12 protein-coding genes are annotated in these 16,936 nt (G+C 73.2%); 10 read left to right on the plus strand and 2 right to left on the minus strand.

The annotated features are described in order from the left end of the window. The first annotated feature begins 9 nt into the window (after positions 1 to 9). The 5 genes from ABD340_RS42490 (at position 10) to ABD340_RS42510 (ending at position 7,203) form a co-directional block, all read left to right on the plus strand. Entirely contained in the window at positions 10 to 1,233 is a 1,224-nt protein-coding gene (locus ABD340_RS42490) for a carbohydrate kinase family protein (protein WP_344597171.1), read from the plus strand. 47 nt (positions 1,234 to 1,280) lie between these two features. Next, on the plus strand, positions 1,281 to 2,639 hold the full coding sequence (locus ABD340_RS42495; protein WP_344597173.1) for an extracellular solute-binding protein: 1,359 nt from the start codon (positions 1,281 to 1,283) through the stop codon (positions 2,637 to 2,639). A gap of 38 nt (positions 2,640 to 2,677) precedes the next feature. Then, positions 2,678 to 3,652, plus strand: coding sequence for a carbohydrate ABC transporter permease (locus ABD340_RS42500; protein ID WP_344597174.1), 975 nt, complete (start codon positions 2,678 to 2,680; stop codon positions 3,650 to 3,652). Then, complete coding sequence (locus ABD340_RS42505) at positions 3,649 to 4,458, plus strand: carbohydrate ABC transporter permease (RefSeq protein ID WP_344597176.1); 810 nt, start codon at positions 3,649 to 3,651, stop codon at positions 4,456 to 4,458. Before ABD340_RS42500 ends, ABD340_RS42505 begins: the two co-directional genes overlap by 4 nt. Positions 4,459 to 4,521: 63 nt before the next feature. Beyond that, positions 4,522 to 7,203, plus strand: a complete 2,682-nt coding sequence (locus ABD340_RS42510) for a sugar-binding protein (protein WP_344597177.1) — start codon at positions 4,522 to 4,524, stop codon at positions 7,201 to 7,203. 45 nt (positions 7,204 to 7,248) lie between these two features. On the opposite strand, the gene ABD340_RS42515 is transcribed toward ABD340_RS42510, so the two are convergent. After that, positions 7,249 to 7,929: a GntR family transcriptional regulator gene (locus tag ABD340_RS42515; protein WP_344597548.1), complete on the minus strand. Its 681-nt coding sequence runs from the start codon at positions 7,927 to 7,929 to the stop codon at positions 7,249 to 7,251. Positions 7,930 to 8,162: 233 nt separating this feature from the next. On the opposite strand from ABD340_RS42515, the gene ABD340_RS42520 reads away from it, so the two are divergent. Genes ABD340_RS42520 through iolD form a run of 5 tightly spaced genes read left to right on the plus strand, consistent with a single transcriptional unit; the run spans position 8,163 to position 13,702 of the window. Next, on the plus strand, positions 8,163 to 9,161 hold the full coding sequence (locus ABD340_RS42520; RefSeq protein WP_344597179.1) for a Gfo/Idh/MocA family protein: 999 nt from the start codon (positions 8,163 to 8,165) through the stop codon (positions 9,159 to 9,161). Beyond that, entirely contained in the window at positions 9,158 to 10,108 is a 951-nt protein-coding gene (gene iolC / locus ABD340_RS42525; RefSeq protein ID WP_344597180.1) for a 5-dehydro-2-deoxygluconokinase, read from the plus strand. Before ABD340_RS42520 ends, iolC begins: the two co-directional genes overlap by 4 nt. Then, positions 10,105 to 10,995 carry a Cgl0159 family (beta/alpha)8-fold protein gene (locus ABD340_RS42530; protein ID WP_344597181.1) on the plus strand — a complete coding sequence of 297 codons (891 nt, stop codon included), beginning with the start codon at positions 10,105 to 10,107 and terminating at the stop codon, positions 10,993 to 10,995. Before iolC ends, ABD340_RS42530 begins: the two co-directional genes overlap by 4 nt. Beyond that, positions 10,992 to 11,864 (plus strand): 5-deoxy-glucuronate isomerase, encoded by an 873-nt coding sequence (gene iolB / locus ABD340_RS42535; RefSeq protein WP_344597183.1) that lies wholly within the window; start codon positions 10,992 to 10,994, stop codon positions 11,862 to 11,864. Before ABD340_RS42530 ends, iolB begins: the two co-directional genes overlap by 4 nt. Beyond that, positions 11,861 to 13,702, plus strand: a complete 1,842-nt coding sequence (gene iolD / locus ABD340_RS42540) for a 3D-(3,5/4)-trihydroxycyclohexane-1,2-dione acylhydrolase (decyclizing) (RefSeq protein WP_344597184.1) — start codon at positions 11,861 to 11,863, stop codon at positions 13,700 to 13,702. The genes iolB and iolD overlap by 4 nt, the downstream gene beginning before the upstream one ends. A 77-nt stretch (positions 13,703 to 13,779) precedes the next feature. Here iolD and ABD340_RS42545 read toward each other — a convergent pair whose 3' ends face one another. After that, complete coding sequence (locus ABD340_RS42545; protein ID WP_344597185.1) at positions 13,780 to 16,854, minus strand: PQQ-dependent sugar dehydrogenase; 3,075 nt, start codon at positions 16,852 to 16,854, stop codon at positions 13,780 to 13,782. Positions 16,855 to 16,936 lie beyond the last annotated feature (82 nt).

A 16,936-nucleotide genomic window follows, 5' to 3' on the forward strand; every position in this document is an offset into this window, starting at 1 on the left:
GGAGGCGCCTTGACCGAGACCCTGAACGCGGCCCGCGCCGCGCTGCCGGCGGAGGCGCCGCCGCCCGCCGAGGCGCCGGCCGGGGTGCCGCCCGAGCTCTCACTGGCCGACCCCTGCGCCGAGCGCGGCCAGGCCGGCGAGCGGCTCCGCCGCGCCGGCGCCCCCCGCGGCGAGGGCGCGCTGCCCGACCTGGACGTCTTCCTGACCGGCCAGGTGTTCATGGACATGATCTTCACCGGGCTGCCCGGGCTGCCGCCGCCCGGAACCGAGCTGTTCACCGATGGGCTCGGCTCGGCGCCCGGCGGCGTCGCCAACATCGCGGTGGCGATGAGCCGGCTCGGGCTGCGCGTCGGCCTGGCCGCCCCCTTCGGCGACGACCTGTTCGGCGCCTACCTGTGGCGCACCCTGGCCGAGCAGGAGGGCATCGACCTGGGACGGTCCCGGCGGGTGCCGTCCTGGCCCACGCCGGTCACGGTGTCCCTGGCCTACGACTCCGACCGCAGCATGGTCACCTACGCCAGGCCCATGCCGGAGGCGGGGCCGGACGAGACGGGCCGGGTCGGCGGTGACCCGCTCGGCTCCCCGCCGCCGTCGGCGCGGGCCTGCTTCGTCGACATCGAACGGCCCGTCCCCGAGTGGACGCGGCGGATGCGGCGCGAGGGCACCGCCGTGTTCGCCGACCTCGGCTGGGACGCGACCGAGACCTGGTCGAGCGAGGTCCTCGACCGGCTGGAGCACGTGGACGTGTTCCTGCCGAACGCGGTGGAGGCGATGGCCTACACCCGGACCGGCTCGCCCGAAGAGGCCGCCCGCGCGCTGTCCTCCCGGGTCCCCGTCGTGGTCGTCAAGCGCGGTGGCGAGGGCGCCATCGCGATCGACGCCGCGACCGGCGAGACCGCCGAGACCCGGGCGCTGCCGGTGGAGGCGCTCGACGCCACCGGCGCGGGCGACGTGTTCGCCGCCGGCTTCGTCTTCGGGACGCTGGCCGGCCTGCCGCTGGCCGAACGGCTGAAGTTCGCCAACCTGTGCGCGGGCCTGTCGGTGCGGCACCGCAGCGGCTCGCTGGGCGCGCCGTGCTGGGGGGAGATCGCCGCGTTCGGCGAGTCCGGCGAGGTCCCCGAGTCCGTGCTGGAGGACTACGCCTTCGTCGTCCCCTACATCCCCGAGGCGGCCACCGACACCGTCGTGCGGGCCGAGCCCACGCTGCGGGCCGACCTCCCGCGGCCCTCCTGACCCAGCCTGCCCGCTCCAGCCCCCCACCCAGTAAAGGAACCGCAGGAATGACGACACTGAAGAGACGAGGGGTGATCGCCGCGGCCGCGGTCCTCGCCACCGCGCTCGCCACCGCGTGTGCCCCGGGCTCCTCCAACGACCGGCCCGAGGCGAAGGCGCCCTCGGCGGTCAGCACCGACGTCGCCAAGGCCGGGAACGTGACCCTGACCGTCTGGGACCAGGAGGTCCAGGGCGGGCTGCGCGAGCAGATCGAGAAGCTCAACGCCCAGTTCCAGGCCAAGTACCCCAACGTGAAGATCAACCGGGTCTCGCGGTCGTTCTCCGACCTGCAGAAGACGCTGCGGCTGGCGCTGTCGGGCGACGACCCGCCCGACGTGGTCGAGGCCAACCAGGGGTACGCGGCGATGGCGCAGTTCGTCAAGGCCGGCATGCTGCTCCCGCTGGACGGCTACGACAGCGTGTACGGGTGGAAGAAGCGCTACCCCAAGGGCCTGATGGACCTCAACAGCGTCACCAAGGACGGCAAGCTCATCGGCTCGGGCAACCTGTACGGCGTCTCCCTGAACGGCGAGATCGTCGGCCTGTATTACAACAAGGAGAAGCTGTCCAAGCTGGGCCTGCAGCCGCCCAAGACGTGGGCCGAGTTCGACCAGGCGCTGGCCACGGCCAAGAGCAAGGGCGAGGTCCCGATCGCGTTCGGCAACCTGGAGAAGCTGCCCGCCATGCAGCTGTACGGCGTGCTGCAGGACGGCTTCGTCGGCAAGGAGTCCGTGCGCAAGCTGGTGTTCGGCAGCGGCGGAGCCTGGACCGACCCGCAGAACGTCCAGGCCGCGCAGAAGCTGGCCGACTGGGCCAAGCAGGGCTACCTGAGCAAGGACGCCAACTCGGTGAAGTGGGACGACACCCCGGTCAACTTCGCCAAGGGCGACGGCGTGTTCCTGTTCGGCGGCACCTGGTGGGCGCCCGACCTCAACGACCGGATGAAGGACAAGGTCGGGTTCATGCTGCCGCCGCCGTCCCAGGCGGGCGCGCCGGCGGCCACCATGGGCGGCGAGAGCCTGCCCTGGGCGATCACCTCCAAGTCCAAGCATCCCGACGTCGCCGCGGCCTACATCAACTTCATCACCTCGCCGGAGGCGATGGACGTCTCGGTCGAGACCGGTAACCTCCCCGTCCTCCAGGCCCCGTCCAAGCAGCCGTCGGCGGCGCTGATGAAGGAGGTGTCGGCGGCCTGGGCGGTGCTCAGCAAGAACGACGGCACCACGCCGTACATCGACTACGCCACCCCGACCTTCACCGACGCGTTCGGCGGCCCGCTGCAGAAGCTGGTCGCCGGGCAGGCGAGCGCTCAGGAGGTCATGAAGGCGGCCCAGGACGACTACGCCGCCTTCCAGAAGAAGAAGTGACGACCTGAACCGATGACTCGGCCCGAGGGAGCGCGCACATGACGACCGTCGCGCGGCACAAGAGCCCCGATTCCCGGCGCGGCGCGCCCGGGGCGCGGCGCGCCCGGTCCGGCGCGGGGAACCGCTCCCGGCCGGCAGCCGGCGAACCCCGCCGGATCGGCTGGCTCTACGTACTGCCGGCGCTGCTGGTGTACGGGACGTTCCTGCTGTGGCCGCTGGCGCGCGGGGCGCAGTTCTCGCTGTACGAGTGGGACGGTCTCGGCCCCGCCACCTGGGCCGGGATCTCCAACTACACCAGCACCTGGTCCGATCCCGTCCTGCGGGGCGCCTTCGGGCACCTGCTGGTCCTGGTCGTCTTCTACTCGGCGCTGCCGTGCTGCATCGCGTTCCTGCTCGTCGCCGCGATGTCGCGGACCCGGGTCCGGGGCCTGGCGTTCTTCCGGACCGTGCTGTTCCTGCCGCAGGTCGTGGCGATGGTGGCGGTGGCGGTGGCCTGGCGGTGGGTGTACTCGGCCGACGGGCCGATCAACACGGTGCTGGGATGGCTGCACGCGCTCGGGCTGCCGGACTGGTCCCGCGGCTGGCTGGGCGACTTCACCTTCGCCCTGCCGGCCGTGGGGCTGATCGGCACCTGGGTCGGGATCGGCCTGGCGCTGGTGCTGTTCCTGGCCGGCGTCCAGAAGATCCCGCCGGAGCTGTACGAGGCGGCGCGGATCGACGGCGCCGGCCCGGTCCGCGAGTTTCTCACGGTCACGCTGCCGGCGCTGCGGCGCGAGCTGGCGGTCGCGCTGACGCTGACCACGATCATGGCGATCCGCAACTTCGACCTGATCTACATGGCCACCGGCGGCGGGCCGGGCGACTCGACGAAGGTGCCCGCCTACGAGGTCTACAACCGCACGTTCAACACCGGCGAGGTCGGCCTGGGCTGCGCGATCGGCATCACGCTCGCCGTGCTGGCGTTCGCGGCCACCGCCGGCATCGGCCGGCTGGTCGAGGGGAGGGACCGATGAGCGGGGGGCAGGCCATGAGCACCCGCCGGGAACGGCTGGTCAACCACGCGATCCTGGGCGTGTTCGCGGTGATCGCGCTGTTCCCGATGATCGGCGTGGTGGCGCAGGCGCTGCAACTGCCCGATCTCAGCTTCGCCGCCTTCGGGACGGCGTGGCGGGAGGGCCGCTTCGGCACCTACATGCGCAACAGCGTGATCGTCACCGTGATCACCGTGCTGGTGGCCACGGTCCTGTCGATCATGGCGGGGTACGCGCTGGGCACGATGCGCTTCCGCGGCGCGTCGGCGGTGTTCCTGCTGTTCCTGGCCGGGCTGACCATCCCGACCGAGACGATCGTGGTGCCGCTCTACTTCGACCTGCGCACCGTGGGGCTGGACAACACCTACGCCGGGCTGATCCTGCCGCAGATCGCCATGTCGGTGGCGTTCGGCACGTTCTGGATGCGCGCTTACTTCCGCAGCGTGCCGCGCTCGCTGATGGAGGCGTCCCGGCTGGACGGCGCGTCCAGCTGGGGCACGCTGTGGCGGGTGCTGGTGCCGATGGGCCGGCCGGCGATCGTCACCATGATCGTCCTGACCACCATGTGGACCTGGAACGAGTTCCTGCTGCCACTGGTGATCATCAACTCCGACGAGGGGCTGCGCACCGCGCCGCTCGGGCTGTCCTTCTTCCAGGGCACGCACAAGACCGACTACTCGCTGCTCATGGCGGGCGCGCTGATCATCGCCGCGCCCATCGTGACCGTCTACGTCTTCCTGCAGCGCCAGTTCATCGCGGGAATGCTCTCGGGGGCCATCAAGGAGTAGGGAGCCGAGGGTCGGCCACCCCGCCCGACCCCGGCCGGCAGGGACAACCGAACAGGAGAGTTCATGCGAAGACTCGCCCTACCCGCCGTCCTGTCCGCCGCTCTCGCAGCCTCGGCCATCGCGCTCGCCGGCGTCCCCGCGGGGGCGCAGGCCGCGCCCCCGCCCCGCCCGGGCGAGCTGGACGTCCTGTTCGTCGGGGCGCATCCCGACGACGAGGCCGGCGGCCTGTCCACCTACGGCCAGTGGAACGAGTTCGACGGCGCCCGGGTCGGCGTGCTGACCGTCACCCGCGGCGAGGGCGGCGGCAACGCGGTCGGCACCGAGGAAGGCCCGCCGCTCGGCCTGCTGCGCGAGAACGAGGAGCGCCGCGCGGTCGGCAGGGCCGGCGTCGGCGACGTCCACTACCTGGACAAGGTCGACTTCTACTACACGGTGAGCGCCCCGCTGGCCGACGAGGCGTGGGGCCACGACGAGAGCCTGGCCAAGGTGGTGCGGCTCGTCCGCCAGACCCGGCCCAAGGTGATCGTGACCATGGAACCGGCGCCGCTTCCGGGCCAGCACGGCCACCACCAGCAGGCGGCGCGGCTGGCCACCGAGGCGTACTTCGCCGCCGCCGACGCCGGGAGGTTCCCCGACCAGACCGGCCGGGAGCGGCTGCGGCCGTGGTCGACCGGACGGCTGTTCCACACCGGCGGCGCCTCCGGGCCCACCGGACGGGCGTGCGCCAAGGACTTCACCGCGACCACGCAGGCGGCGCCGACCTACGGTGTCTGGACCGGCCGCGCCTCCGCCCGCAACGGCGGCAAGTCCTGGGCGCAGGTCGAGCGGGAGGCGCAGCGCACCTACGTCAGCCAGGGCTGGGGCGGCTTCGCGGACGTCCCGGCCGATCCGGAGCGGCTCGGCTGCGACTACTTCACGCAGATCCACAGCCGCGTGCCGTACACCCTCGGTGACACCGAGCCGACGGCGATGCTGGAGGGCGCGCTCAGACCGGCCAAGGGCGGTCTCCCGCTGGGCACCGAGTTCTTCCTGACCACCGAGGCGTTCGGGGTCAACGCCGGGCGGGCGTTCACGGTGACGGCGCACGCGCGCTCGCAGCGGCCGCTGCCGGGCGGGAAGGCCGCGCTGTCCGTCCCGTCCGGCTGGACGGTGACCGGATCGGGTGACCTCGGGACGATCGGCTCCCGGGAACGCACCGCCACGTTCACCGTCAAGCCGCCCGCCGGCACGCCCAACGGGCGGGTGCGGCTCGCCGGGACGCTGACCACCGCGCGCGGCTCCGGGCAGACGGCCACGCCCGTCGAAGTGCGGCCCGGTGTCACCGGCGCGCAGGAACCGCTGCCGCGCGTGGCCGACTTCGACGCCTGGGCGGGCAAGACCGGTGTCCCCGCGCTGAGCGGACGGATGAAGCGCGTGCTCACGCTGGCGTCCGGGAAGTCCCGCCAGATCCGCGTCGACCTGGCCAACACCACCGGCTCCGCCCAGGAGGGGACGGTGTCGGCGGGCCTGCCCGCGGGCTTCGGCGCGGACGCCCCGTCCAAGCCGTACCGGCTGGCCGCCGGGGCCAAGGGATCGGTGACCTTCACCGTCACCAACACCGACGCCTCGCTGCCCACCTCCAACCAGGGAGGCGCCGGCGGGGACTACGACTTCACCGTCACCACGACCTCCGCGTCCGGCACCGACACCCAGAAGGGCGGGCTGGAACTGGTCCCGGTCGCCGAGCTGCCGAAGGCACCGACCGCGCCCGTGGTCGACGGCAAGGAGGAACCCGGAGAGTACCCCGGCCCCGAGCTCGACCTCTCCCGGGTCTGGGAGGGCACCGCCTGCGATTCGGCGGCCGACTGCTCGGCGACCGGCAAGGTGACCTGGACCGGCGACGCCCTCCACGTGCTGGTCGAGGTCCGCGACGACAAGCGCGGCACGGTCCTCGGCGCCGACGACTGCAAACGGCACTGGCGCACCGACGCGGTCGAGATCACCGTCGACCCGCGCGGCGACTCCGAGAACACCTCCACCACCTTCAAGACCGGCGTCTTCCCCGGCATGGCCGACGGCAGGCCGTGCTTCGAACGCGACGCCGACCAGCACCAGGGGCCAGGCGAGCAGACCGCGCCGGGCATGCGGGTGGCCTCGACGGTCAACGCGCCCTACGACGGCTACGTGATCGAGACGAGCATCCCGTTCGCCGCGCTGCCCTCCGCCGTCGACCCGGCGCGGATGGGCCTGAACATCTTCGTGTACGACTCCGACACCCAGGACAAGGTCGGCCAGACCCGGATCGGCTGGTCCACCTGGGGCGGCGTGCAGGGCGATCCGTACCGCTGGGGGCTGGTCTCGCTGCCCGGCCACACCCCGCCGCCGGGGATGCCCGGCACGCCGGAGCCGCCGGTGCTGCCGGCGGACGCGGCGGCCTCGGCCGGCTCGCCCGAGTCGATCATCCAGGCCGCGCGGACCGGGATCCCACTGGCCGCCGGGCCCGCCGCGCCGCCGTCGCGCACCGCGCGCATCGCCGGACGGCCCGCGGTGTCCGGCGGCGCCGTCACCTTCAGGCTGGCGGCCACCGGGCCGGGCACCGCGTACGCGCACGTCTGGGACGGCAGGCTCCTGGGCACCAGGAAGATCGCGGTGACGCGCGCCGGGACCCGCACGGTCACCGTGCCGGGCGCGAGCGGCGTCCTGGCCGTGGCGTTCGAGGCGAAGGGGGGAGGCACCGCGAGCAGCGTCGCCCGGCTCTCCGGATGAGGTTCCGCCGGGCGGGCCGGACGACGGTCCGCCCGGCGGGGCGGGCTACTTGCCGACGAGGGTGTGGGAGAAGGCGTAGCGGTCGGCGCGATAGACGTGGGCGCCGTACTCGACGGCCGCCCCCTTGTCGTCGTAGGCGGTCCGGGTCATGGTGAGCAGCGGCGCGCCGCGGCGCTCGTCCAGCAGCCGGGCCTCGGCCGCGGTGGCGGCGCGCGCGCCGATCGTCTGGTGCGCGATGCGCAGGTTGATCCCCGCGGCCCGCAGCGTCTCGTACAGGCCGTGCTCCTCCAGGTCGGCGGCGGTGACCTCGAGGAGCCCGGCGGGCAGGTGGTTGGTCATGAGCGCGAGCGGCTCGCCGCCGGTGAGGCGCAGCCGCCGCAGCCGCAGCACCTCGGTGCCGGGCGCGACGCCGAGCTGCTCGGCGGCCTCGCCCTCGGCGGGTACGGGGCCGAGCTCCAGGACGCGCGTGCGCGGCCCGCGGCCGGCCGCCGCCAGGTCGTCGTACAGGCTGGACAGCTCCAGCGGGCGCCGCACCTGGGACTGGACGACCTGGGTGCCCACCCCGCGCCTGCGCACCAGCAGCCCCTTGTCGACCAGGTGCTGGATCGCCTGCCGGACGGTCGGCCGCGACAGCTTGTAGCGGGCCGCCAGCTCCAGCTCGTTCTCCAGCCGGCTGCCGGAGGACAGGTCGCCCGCCAGGATGGCGGCCTCCAGCTGCTGGGCCATCTGGAAATAGAGCGGAACGGGGCTGCCCCGATCCAGCCTCAGCGCGGGCGTCGGGACGGGCCTCGGGGCGGTGCTGCGCACGTCGGCGGCTCCCTCGGTCGGTCGCCACGAGGATAGCCGAGCCAAGAACGATAAGTCGTTAAGTCCATATGTCCTGACATACTCTTGACAGTTGTTGGAGCGGTCCATGAGACTCGCTCACAGTGGGCGTCGTACGGCCGCGAGGAGGCGTCATGAGGGTCGGACTGGCCGGGGTGGGCCGGATCGGGGCGGGGCACGCGGAGACGCTGCGCGGCATCGCCGGGATCGAGGAGGTCGTCGTCGCCGACGCCGACTCCGGACGGGCCCGGGAAGTGGCCGCCAAGCTCGGCCTGCGGGCCGCGGACGGGGTCGAGGCGCTGTTCTCGGCCGGGCTGGACGCGCTGGTCATCGCCACCCCCACCGCCGCGCACGCCGACCTGCTGGTCAGGGCGGTGGAGGCGGGGCTGCCCGCGTTCGTGGAGAAACCCGTCGCCGCCGACCTCGAGGAGACGGTCAAGGTGCTGGCCGCGATCCGCGGCTCCGGCGTGCCCGTCCAGGTCGGCTTCCAGCGCCGCTTCGACCCCGGCCACGCCGCCGCGCGGGAGGCGGTGCGCTCCGGCCGGATCGGCTGGGTGCACACGGTGCGCTCCTGCACCTTCGACCCCGTGCCGCCGCCGGACGCCTACATCCCGACCTCGGGCGGGCTGTTCCGGGACTGCTCGGTGCACGACGTCGACGCCGTCCGGTTCGTCACCGGGCGGGAGGTCGCCGAGGTGACCGCGGCGGGTGCCAACCGGGGCGCGCCGGTCTTCGCCGAGTCCGGCGACGTCGACACCGGATCGGCGCTGCTCACCCTGGACGACGGCACCCTCGCCGTCGTCTCCGCCACCCGCTACAACGCGGCCGGGTACGACGTGCGGCTGGAGGTCTTCGGCTCCCGCGACAGCGTCGTGGCCGGCGCGGACGACCGCACCCCGCTGTCCCCGGTCGGCGGCGGGACCGCGCCCGCCGGGCCGCCGCACACCGGCTTCCTGGAACGCTTCGCCGAGGCGTACGCGGCCGAGTTGCGGGCCTTCGCGGACGTGGCCGCCGGACGCGCGGCCAGCCCGTGTCCCCCCGAGGAGAGCCTGGAGGCGTTCTACGTGGCCGAAGCCTGCGAGGTCTCCCGGCGGGAACGGCGCACCGTCGCGGTCGAGGAGGTCCGCCGATGACCCACGACCTGATCACCATGGGCCGGGTGAGCGTGGACGTGTACCCGCGCCAGGTCGGCGTCCCGCTGGAGGAGGTCGAGTCGTTCGGCAAGTACCTCGGCGGCAGCCCGACCAACGTGGCCGTCGCCGCCGCCCGCTACGGGCACCGGACGGCCGTCATCACCCGCACCGGCGAGGACCCCTTCGGCCGCTACATCCACAAGGCGCTCCAGGGGTACGGCGTGGACGACCGCTTCGTCACCGCGGTGCCGGGGCTGCCGACGCCGCTGGCGTTCTGCGAGATCTTCCCGCCGGACGACTTCCCGCTCTACTTCTACCGGTACCCCAAGGCGCCCGACATGGAGATCCGCCCCGGCGAACTGGACCTGGCCGCGATCGGCGCCGCGCGGATCTTCTGGGCGACCGTCACCGGGCTGTCGCAGGAGCCCAGCCACGAGGCGACGCTCGCCGCGCTCACGGCGCACCCGGGCACGACCGTCCTCGACCTGGACTACCGGCAGATGTTCTGGGCGTCACCGCAGGAGGCGCGGCGCCGGATCGGCCGCGCCCTGGAACACGTGTCCGTCGCCGTCGGCAACCTGGAGGAGTGCGAGGTCGCGGTCGGGGAGCGCGAGCCGCTCGCCGCAGCGCGCGCCCTGCTGGACCGCGGGGTGTCGCTGGCGATCGTCAAGCAGGGGCCGCGCGGGGTGCTGGCGGCCGGCGCGGACGGCGTCGTGGAGGTGCCGCCGACCCCGGTCGAGGTCGTCAACGGGCTCGGTGCCGGGGACGCGTTCGGCGGAGCGGTCTGCCACGGCCTGCTGGAGGGCTGGCCCCTGGACCGCGTCCTGCGTTTCGCGGGCGCCGCCGGGGCGCTCGTCGCGTCCCGGCTGGCGTGCGCGGACGCCATGCCGACCGCCGACGAGGTCGAGCGGCTGCTCGCCGCGCGCGCCGGGGAGGACGGACCATGAGCACGGGAACCTTCGCCGCGCGTTACGCGGAGCTGGTCGAGACCAGGGCGGCGCGGCCGGACGCGATCGCCGGGGCCGCCGCGCGGCGGCGTCGACCGCCGGGGCCAGCGGGCGCCGCCGGCCCGCTGATGATCATCGCCGCCGACCACCCGGCGCGCGGGGCGCTCGCCGCCGGATCCGCGCCGCTGGCCATGGGCGACCGCCGCGACCTGCTGGAACGGATCTGCGTCGCGCTGGAGCGGCCGGGCGTGAACGGCGTGCTCGGCACCCCCGACGTGATCGAGGACCTGCTGCTGCTCGGCGCGCTGGACGGCAAGTTCGTCGTCGGCTCGATGAACCGGGGCGGGCTGGCCGGGGCCGCGTTCGAGATCGACGACCGGTTCACCGCCTACTCCGCCGCGGCCATCGACGCCGCCGGGCTGGACGGCGGCAAGATGCTGCTGCGCGTCGACCTCGACGACCCCGCCACCGCCCGCACGCTGGAAGCGTGCGGACGGGCCGTGTCGGACCTGGCCGAGCGGGGGATGATGGCCATGGTCGAGCCGTTCCTGTCGGCCCGGAAGGGCGGCGGCAGGGTCGGCAACCTGCTGACCCCGGAGGCCATGATCCGTGCGATCGCGATCGCCTCCGGGCTGGGTGCCACCTCCGCCCGCACCTGGCTGAAGGTCCCCGTCGTCGATCGGATGGAGGAGGTCATGGCGGCCTCGACACTGCCCGCCGTGCTGCTCGGCGGCGAGGTGCCCGCCGACCCCGGCGCCGCGCTGGCCGGCTGGAAGGCGGCGCTCGCCCTGCCGACCGTCCGCGGCCTGGTCGTCGGCCGCACCCTGCTCTACCCGCCCGGCGGCGACGTCGCCGGCGCCGTCGACGCGGCGGTGGGGCTGCTGTGAGCGGGCCCGGCACGACCGAGATCACCCCCGAGGGCGCGGGCTGGACGTACTCGGGGCTGCGCGTGGTCGCGCTCGGCGCGGGCGAGGAGGTCGCGCTCGAGACCGGGGCGGCCGAGACGCTGGTCCTGCCGCTCTCCGGCGGCTGCGAGGCGACCGTCGGCGTCCCGGCCGACGAGGTCGCGGTGACCTTCCGCCTGCGCGGCCGTCCCGACGTGTTCTCCCGGGTCACCGACTTCGCCTACGCGCCGCGCGACGCGACGCTCGTGCTGTCGTCCCGGGAAGGCGGCCGGTTCGCGCTGCCGTCCGCGCGGTGCGAGAAGCGGCTGCCGCCCCGCTACGGCCCGGCCGAGAAGGTGCCGGTCGAGCTGCGCGGCGCGGGTTCGATGACCCGCCAGGTCAACAACTTCTGCACGCCCGAGGCGTTCGAGGCCGACCGGCTCATCGCGTGCGAGGTACTGACACCGGGCGGGAACTGGTCGTCGTACCCGCCGCACAAGCACGACGAGGAGACGCCGGCCGAGGCCGTCCTGGAGGAGATCTACTACTTCGAGGTCCGCGCGGGCCTGGACGGCCGGGAGGGCATGGCCTACCAGCGCGTGTACGGGACCCCCGAGCGTCCCATCGACGTGCTCGAAGAGGTGCGCACCGGCGACGCGGTCCTCATCCCGCACGGCTGGCACGGCCCGTCCATCGCCGCGCCCGGCTACGACCTCTACTACCTGAACGTGATGGCCGGGCCGGGCGCCGAGCGCGCGTGGCGGATCTGCGACGACCCGGCGCACGCCTGGATCCGCGACACCTGGCCGGGGCAGCCGGTCGACCCGAGGCTGCCGATGAGCTCGGCCGCCGGACCGGAGGGGGAAGCATGACGGCGACCGAGCGGCTCACCGTCGGGCAGGCGGCCGTCCGCTTCCTGGCGAACCAGTGGACCGAGCGCGACGGGGCGCGGCGGCGCCTCTTCGCGGGCTGTTTCGGGATCTTCGGGCACGGCAACGTGGCGGGGCTGGGGCAGGCCCTGCTGGAGTACCGCGAACTGCTGCCCTTCCGCGCGGCCCGCAACGAGCAGGCGATGGTGCACGCGGCGGCCGGATACGCGCGGATGAGCGACCGGCTGGCGACGTTCGCGTGCACGACGTCGATCGGGCCCGGCGCGACGAACATGGTGACGGGCGCGGCGCTCGCGACGGTCAACCGGTTGCCGGTGCTGCTCCTGCCCGGGGACGCGTTCGCGACGCGTCCGGCCAATCCGGTGCTGCAGGAACTGGAGGACGCGCGGTCCTACGACGTGTCGGTCAACGACTGCCTGCGGCCGGTGTCGAAGTACTGGGACCGGATCAACCGTCCCGAACAGCTGCCGTCGGCGCTGCTGGCGGCGATGCGGGTGCTGACCGACCCGGCCGAGACCGGCGCGGTCACGCTCGCGCTGCCGCAGGACGTCCAGGCCGAGGCGTACGACTGGCCGGCCGAGCTGTTCGGCGAGCGGGTCTGGCGGATTCCGCGCCGCGTTCCCGAACCGGAGGCGCTCGCCGACGCGGCCGCCGTCCTGAGAGGCGCGGAACGGCCGCTGATCGTCGCCGGGGGCGGCGTCATCTACTCGGGCGCGACCGCCGAACTGTCCGCGTTCGCCGAGGCGACCGGGATCCCGGTCGCCGAGACGCAGGCGGGCAAGGGCGCGCTGCCCTGGGACCACGCCCGCTCGGCCGGCGCGATCGGGGCGACCGGCAGCACCGCCGCCAACGCCCTGGCCCGCGAGGCCGACGTGATCCTCGGCATCGGCACCCGCTACAGCGACTTCACCACCGCCTCGCGCACCCTGTTCGCCCGTCCCGGCGTACGGTTCGTCAACCTCAACGTCGCCGCGTTCGACGCGGTCAAGCAGGCCGGCGTGCCGCTGGTCGCCGACGCCAGGGCCGGGCTGACCGCGCTCCGCGCCGCGCTCGGGGCCTGGACGGTCGTGCCGTTCTACCGGCGCGAGACCGCCGGACTGGCCGCGGGCTGGAACGCCGCCGTCGATCGCGCGTACCGGCCGGGGCACGGGCGCGACCACGCCTCGCTGCCCGCCCAGTCGGAGATCATCGGCATCGTCAACGAGGTGAGCGGCCCGCGCGACGTCGTCGTCTGCGCGGCCGGCTCGATGCCCGGCGACCTGCACAAGCTCTGGCGGACCAGGGACCCGAAGGGCTACCACGTCGAGTACGGCTACTCGTGCATGGGCTACGAGATCGCCGGCGGCCTCGGCGTGAAGCTGGCCGCGCCCGACCGCGAGGTGTTCGTCCTGGTCGGCGACGGCTCCTACCTGATGATGGCCCAGGAGCTGGTCACCGCGGTCGCGGACGGCATCAAGCTGGTCGTCGTCCTGGTGCAGAACCACGGCTTCGCCTCCATCGGCGGCCTGTCGGAATCGGTCGGCGCCGAGCGCTTCGGCACCCGGTTCCGGCTGCCGGGGGACCTGGCCGCGAGCGCCGCCGCGATGGGCGCCGACGTGCTGCGCGCCGCCACCGCCGAAAAGTTCCGCGACGCGCTCGTCCGGGCGCGCGACTCCTCCCGCACCACGGTCGTCCACGTCGAGACCGACCCCCTCGCCCCGGCGCCGGACAGCGAGGCATGGTGGGACGTCCCGGTCGCCGAGGTCTCCGCGCTGGAGTCCACCCGCGAGGCGCGGGCGCGTTACGAGGAGGCCAAGAAGACGCAACGCCCCTTGCTGTGACCGCCCCTTGCCGTGACATCGCGCGTCCCCGGTGAGGCCGTGCCGGCGGCCTCACCGGGGACGCGGTTCTCAGCGGGTCAGGAGCCCGCGACCACCTGGAACTTCACGTTCTTGGTGGTGGCGTGCCCGGCCCGGTCGGTGGCGGTGACGACCAGCTCGTGCTCGCCGGCGCCGAGCTTGGACAGCGGGATCGGGGCACCGGAGGCGATCTTGTCTCCGTCGATCTCCGCCTTGAGGCTGCCGACGCCCGAGACGGGGTCGGCCGCGGAGAACACCGGAGTGATCGTCTCGGCGATGCCGTACTGCTTGGCCTCCACCCCGCTCACCGTCAGGACCGGGGCGGTCCTGTCGATCTGGACCTTGGCCCTGCCGACCTTGGAGAGGTTGCCGGCGCTGTCGACCGCCCGGTACCGCACCTGCGTCTCGCCCTCCGCGCTGAGCACCAGCCCAGCCGCCGGGACGTTCACCCAGGTGGCGCCGCCGTCCAGCGAGTACTGGCGGGCCGACACCGCGCCGTCGTCGCTGGCGTCGACCTGGACGGTGACGTTGGTCTTGTACCAGCCGTGCGAGCCGTTCGGCTGAGCCGGGTTGAGCGTCAGCTTGGCGCTCGGCGGCGTCGCGTCGGCTATGCCGTCGCCCCGGAAACCGAACGAGTCGACGTCCAGCCCGCCGGTCGAGGTGACGTAGAGGCGTCCGGTACCGCTGGGCGCCTTGTCGAGCTTGGTGGTGACGGTGCGCCAGCCGGAACCGCTCGGCACCGAGACGGTGGCGAACGGCTGGGCGGTCGGCGAGTTCCAGCGCAGCGAGAGCGTGCCGGCGCCCGCCGCCCTGGTCTCCACCGAGTCGATTCCGGTGAAGTCGACCGGGTCGTAGGCGATGTGGTCGCCGGCGTCGAACGAGGTGAGCTTGAACTTGCCGGACGCGGTGTCGTCGGCCGTCTTGGTCACCCCGCTGTTCACGTCGCCGTGCTCGGCCTGCATCAGCTTCGGATTGACGATCATGCTGGCCTCGCCCTGGGCGCTCGGGACGCCGTTGGCGCCGTTGTCCCGGTAGGTCACCACGATCACGCCGTAGATGTTCTCCGTCTCGCCGTGCTCGGGCGCGTTCGCCGGGGTCGGCCAGGCGCCGCCGCAGCCCGTGCCCAGGGTCTCCGGGTGCGCGTGGACGTCGTGGCCGAGGCCGAACGTCCACTGGACCCGGCTGCACACCGGGCTGTTCCCGTCCTCGGCGTCCTGCACGCCGATCTTGAACGGGAGCGGCTGGCCCCAGTCGAAGAAGCCGCCGTTGGGCGGGGTCTGGATCGTCACCTCGGGCGCGGTGTTGCCCACGGTGATCTCGGTCGAGGTCAGGCCCGCCCGGCCGCCGGAGTCGGTGACCCGCAGCCGCGCGGCGTACTGCCCCAGCTCGGTGTAGGTGTGGGACGCCGTCGCCCCGGTCGCGTCGAAGGTGCCGTCGCCGTCGAAGTCCCACTCGTAGGTGAGGGGGCCCTCCTCGGTGTCGGTGGACGTGGACGCGTCGAACGCCACCGTGAGCGGCGCCGTGCTGCTCGACGCCTTGTCCACCTTGATCCTGGCCTGCGGCGTCTTGTTGTCGGGGGAGTAGTCGATGCGGTAGAGGCCGGCGTCGGGGTTGGCCCGGAAGAAGCCGTCGCCGTAGTCGAGCACGTACAGCGACCCGTCGGGACCGAACTCGATGTCCATCGGGCTGTCGGTGATGGGCATCGCGGCGGTCCGCAGCGCGCTGTTGGGCAGGAAGTGCTCGATCTTGGTGACCGGCCCGTCGGGTTTCGTCACCTCGAACGCCGCCAGGTAGTCCTGCGAGAACTCGGCGAAGAACGCCTTCTTGTCCCAGTACTCGGGGAACTTGCCGGGTGACGGGTTGTCGGGGTCGTAGTTGTAGATGGGCCCGCCCATCGGCCCCTGGCCGCCCTGCGGGTCGAAGTCCACGAGCCCCGCCCACTCGGCCGGTTGATGGCTCGCGTTGTCGCCGTAGTACAGGTCGGCCGGCACGGCCGCGGGCAACTGCTCGACGCCGGTGTTCCACCGCGAGGTGTTCTTCGGGCCCGCCGCGCAGTCGAACCATTCACGCGGCTGCGAGGTGGCGAAGTTCCAGTCGTTGTAGTTGAAGTCGTCGCCGGTGCAGTACGGCCAGCCGCTGTTCATCGGCTTGCCGATCGGCGTGATGTTCCACTCGACGTAGCCCAGCGGCCCGCGCTGCGGATCGCCGGTTCCGGCGTCGGGCCCGTAGTCGGCCCACGACACCGTGCCGCTCTTGCCGTCCACGTCGATCCGGAACGGGTTGCGCACGCCGGTCACGAAGATCTCCGGCCGGGTCCTGGGCGTGCCCGGCGCGAACAGGTTGCCCGCCGGGACGCTGTAGGACCCGTCGTCGGCGACCTTGATCCGCAGGATCTTGCCGCGCAGGTCGTTGCTGTTGCCCGCGCCGCGCCGGGCGTCGAAGCCGGGGTTCATGCCGGGCGCGTCGTTGTTGGGCGCGTAGCCGTTGGCCCCTGGCGTGCCGGCGGGCGTGTTGTCACCGGTGGCGAGGTAGAGGTTGCCGGCGTCGTCCCAGTCCAGGTCGCCCGCGACGTGGCAGCACTGCCCGCGCTGGACCTCGACCTTGATGATGACCTGCTCGCTGGACAGGTCGAGGGCGTTCCCGGTCCACTTGAAACGCGACAGCTGGTTGTAGCCCTTCCAGCGGTCCCAGTACGAGTCGTCCTCGCCCTCGGGCAGCGAGTTGGGCGCCGACCCGGTCGGCGTCGTCTCCGGGTAGGGCGCCGTCATCGTCTTGGGCGCGTAGTAGACGTAGACCCACTTGTTCTGCTCGAAGTCCGGGTCGATGGCGATGGTCTGCAGGCCGTCCTCGGAGTTGGCGTAGACCGGGATGTTGTTGATGACCCGGGTGACGCCGCTGGCGGGGTCGGTCATCCGGACCTCGCCGCTGCGTGCGGTGTGCAGCACCCGCCGGTCGGGCAGGACGGCCAGGTCGACCGGCTCGCCCACGTTCTTGGTCAGGGTGATCTTCTCGTAGCTCGACCACTCGGTGGCCGGGTCGTGCCCGGGATGGGCCTGCGCCGGCGTGCCGAGCGCCGTCAGCACCAGCGCCGCGGCGGCCAGCAGGGCGCCGAGCACGGCTGAAGTACGCTTCATTTGTTGCTGCTCCTCGGGGAGAGGTGTCAGTGCCCCGGGCCGCTACGCCTGCCGCTGCAACGGCAGTTCCCACGTAGCGGCC

Origin of the sequence: Actinomadura vinacea (assembly GCF_039532545.1) — a bacterium.
Taxonomy (GTDB): Bacteria; Actinomycetota; Actinomycetes; order Streptosporangiales; family Streptosporangiaceae; genus Spirillospora; species Spirillospora vinacea.

Excerpts from the sequence above, each read along its gene's own strand:
- ABD340_RS42495 (WP_344597173.1), top strand. The coding sequence starts at position 1,281 with ATGACGACACTGAAGAGACGAGGGGTGATCGCCGCGGCCGCGGTCCTC.
- ABD340_RS42500 (WP_344597174.1), top strand. The coding sequence starts at position 2,678 with ATGACGACCGTCGCGCGGCACAAGAGCCCCGATTCCCGGCGCGGCGCG.
- ABD340_RS42510 (WP_344597177.1), top strand. The coding sequence starts at position 4,522 with ATGCGAAGACTCGCCCTACCCGCCGTCCTGTCCGCCGCTCTCGCAGCC.
- ABD340_RS42545 (WP_344597185.1), bottom strand. The coding sequence starts at position 16,854 with ATGAAGCGTACTTCAGCCGTGCTCGGCGCCCTGCTGGCCGCCGCGGCG.
- iolC (WP_344597180.1), top strand. The coding sequence starts at position 9,158 with ATGACCCACGACCTGATCACCATGGGCCGGGTGAGCGTGGACGTGTAC.
- ABD340_RS42530 (WP_344597181.1), top strand. The coding sequence starts at position 10,105 with ATGAGCACGGGAACCTTCGCCGCGCGTTACGCGGAGCTGGTCGAGACC.
- iolD (WP_344597184.1), top strand. The coding sequence starts at position 11,861 with ATGACGGCGACCGAGCGGCTCACCGTCGGGCAGGCGGCCGTCCGCTTC.
- ABD340_RS42515 (WP_344597548.1), bottom strand. The coding sequence starts at position 7,929 with ATGGCCCAGCAGCTGGAGGCCGCCATCCTGGCGGGCGACCTGTCCTCC.
- ABD340_RS42505 (WP_344597176.1), top strand. The coding sequence starts at position 3,649 with ATGAGCGGGGGGCAGGCCATGAGCACCCGCCGGGAACGGCTGGTCAAC.
- ABD340_RS42520 (WP_344597179.1), top strand. The coding sequence starts at position 8,163 with ATGAGGGTCGGACTGGCCGGGGTGGGCCGGATCGGGGCGGGGCACGCG.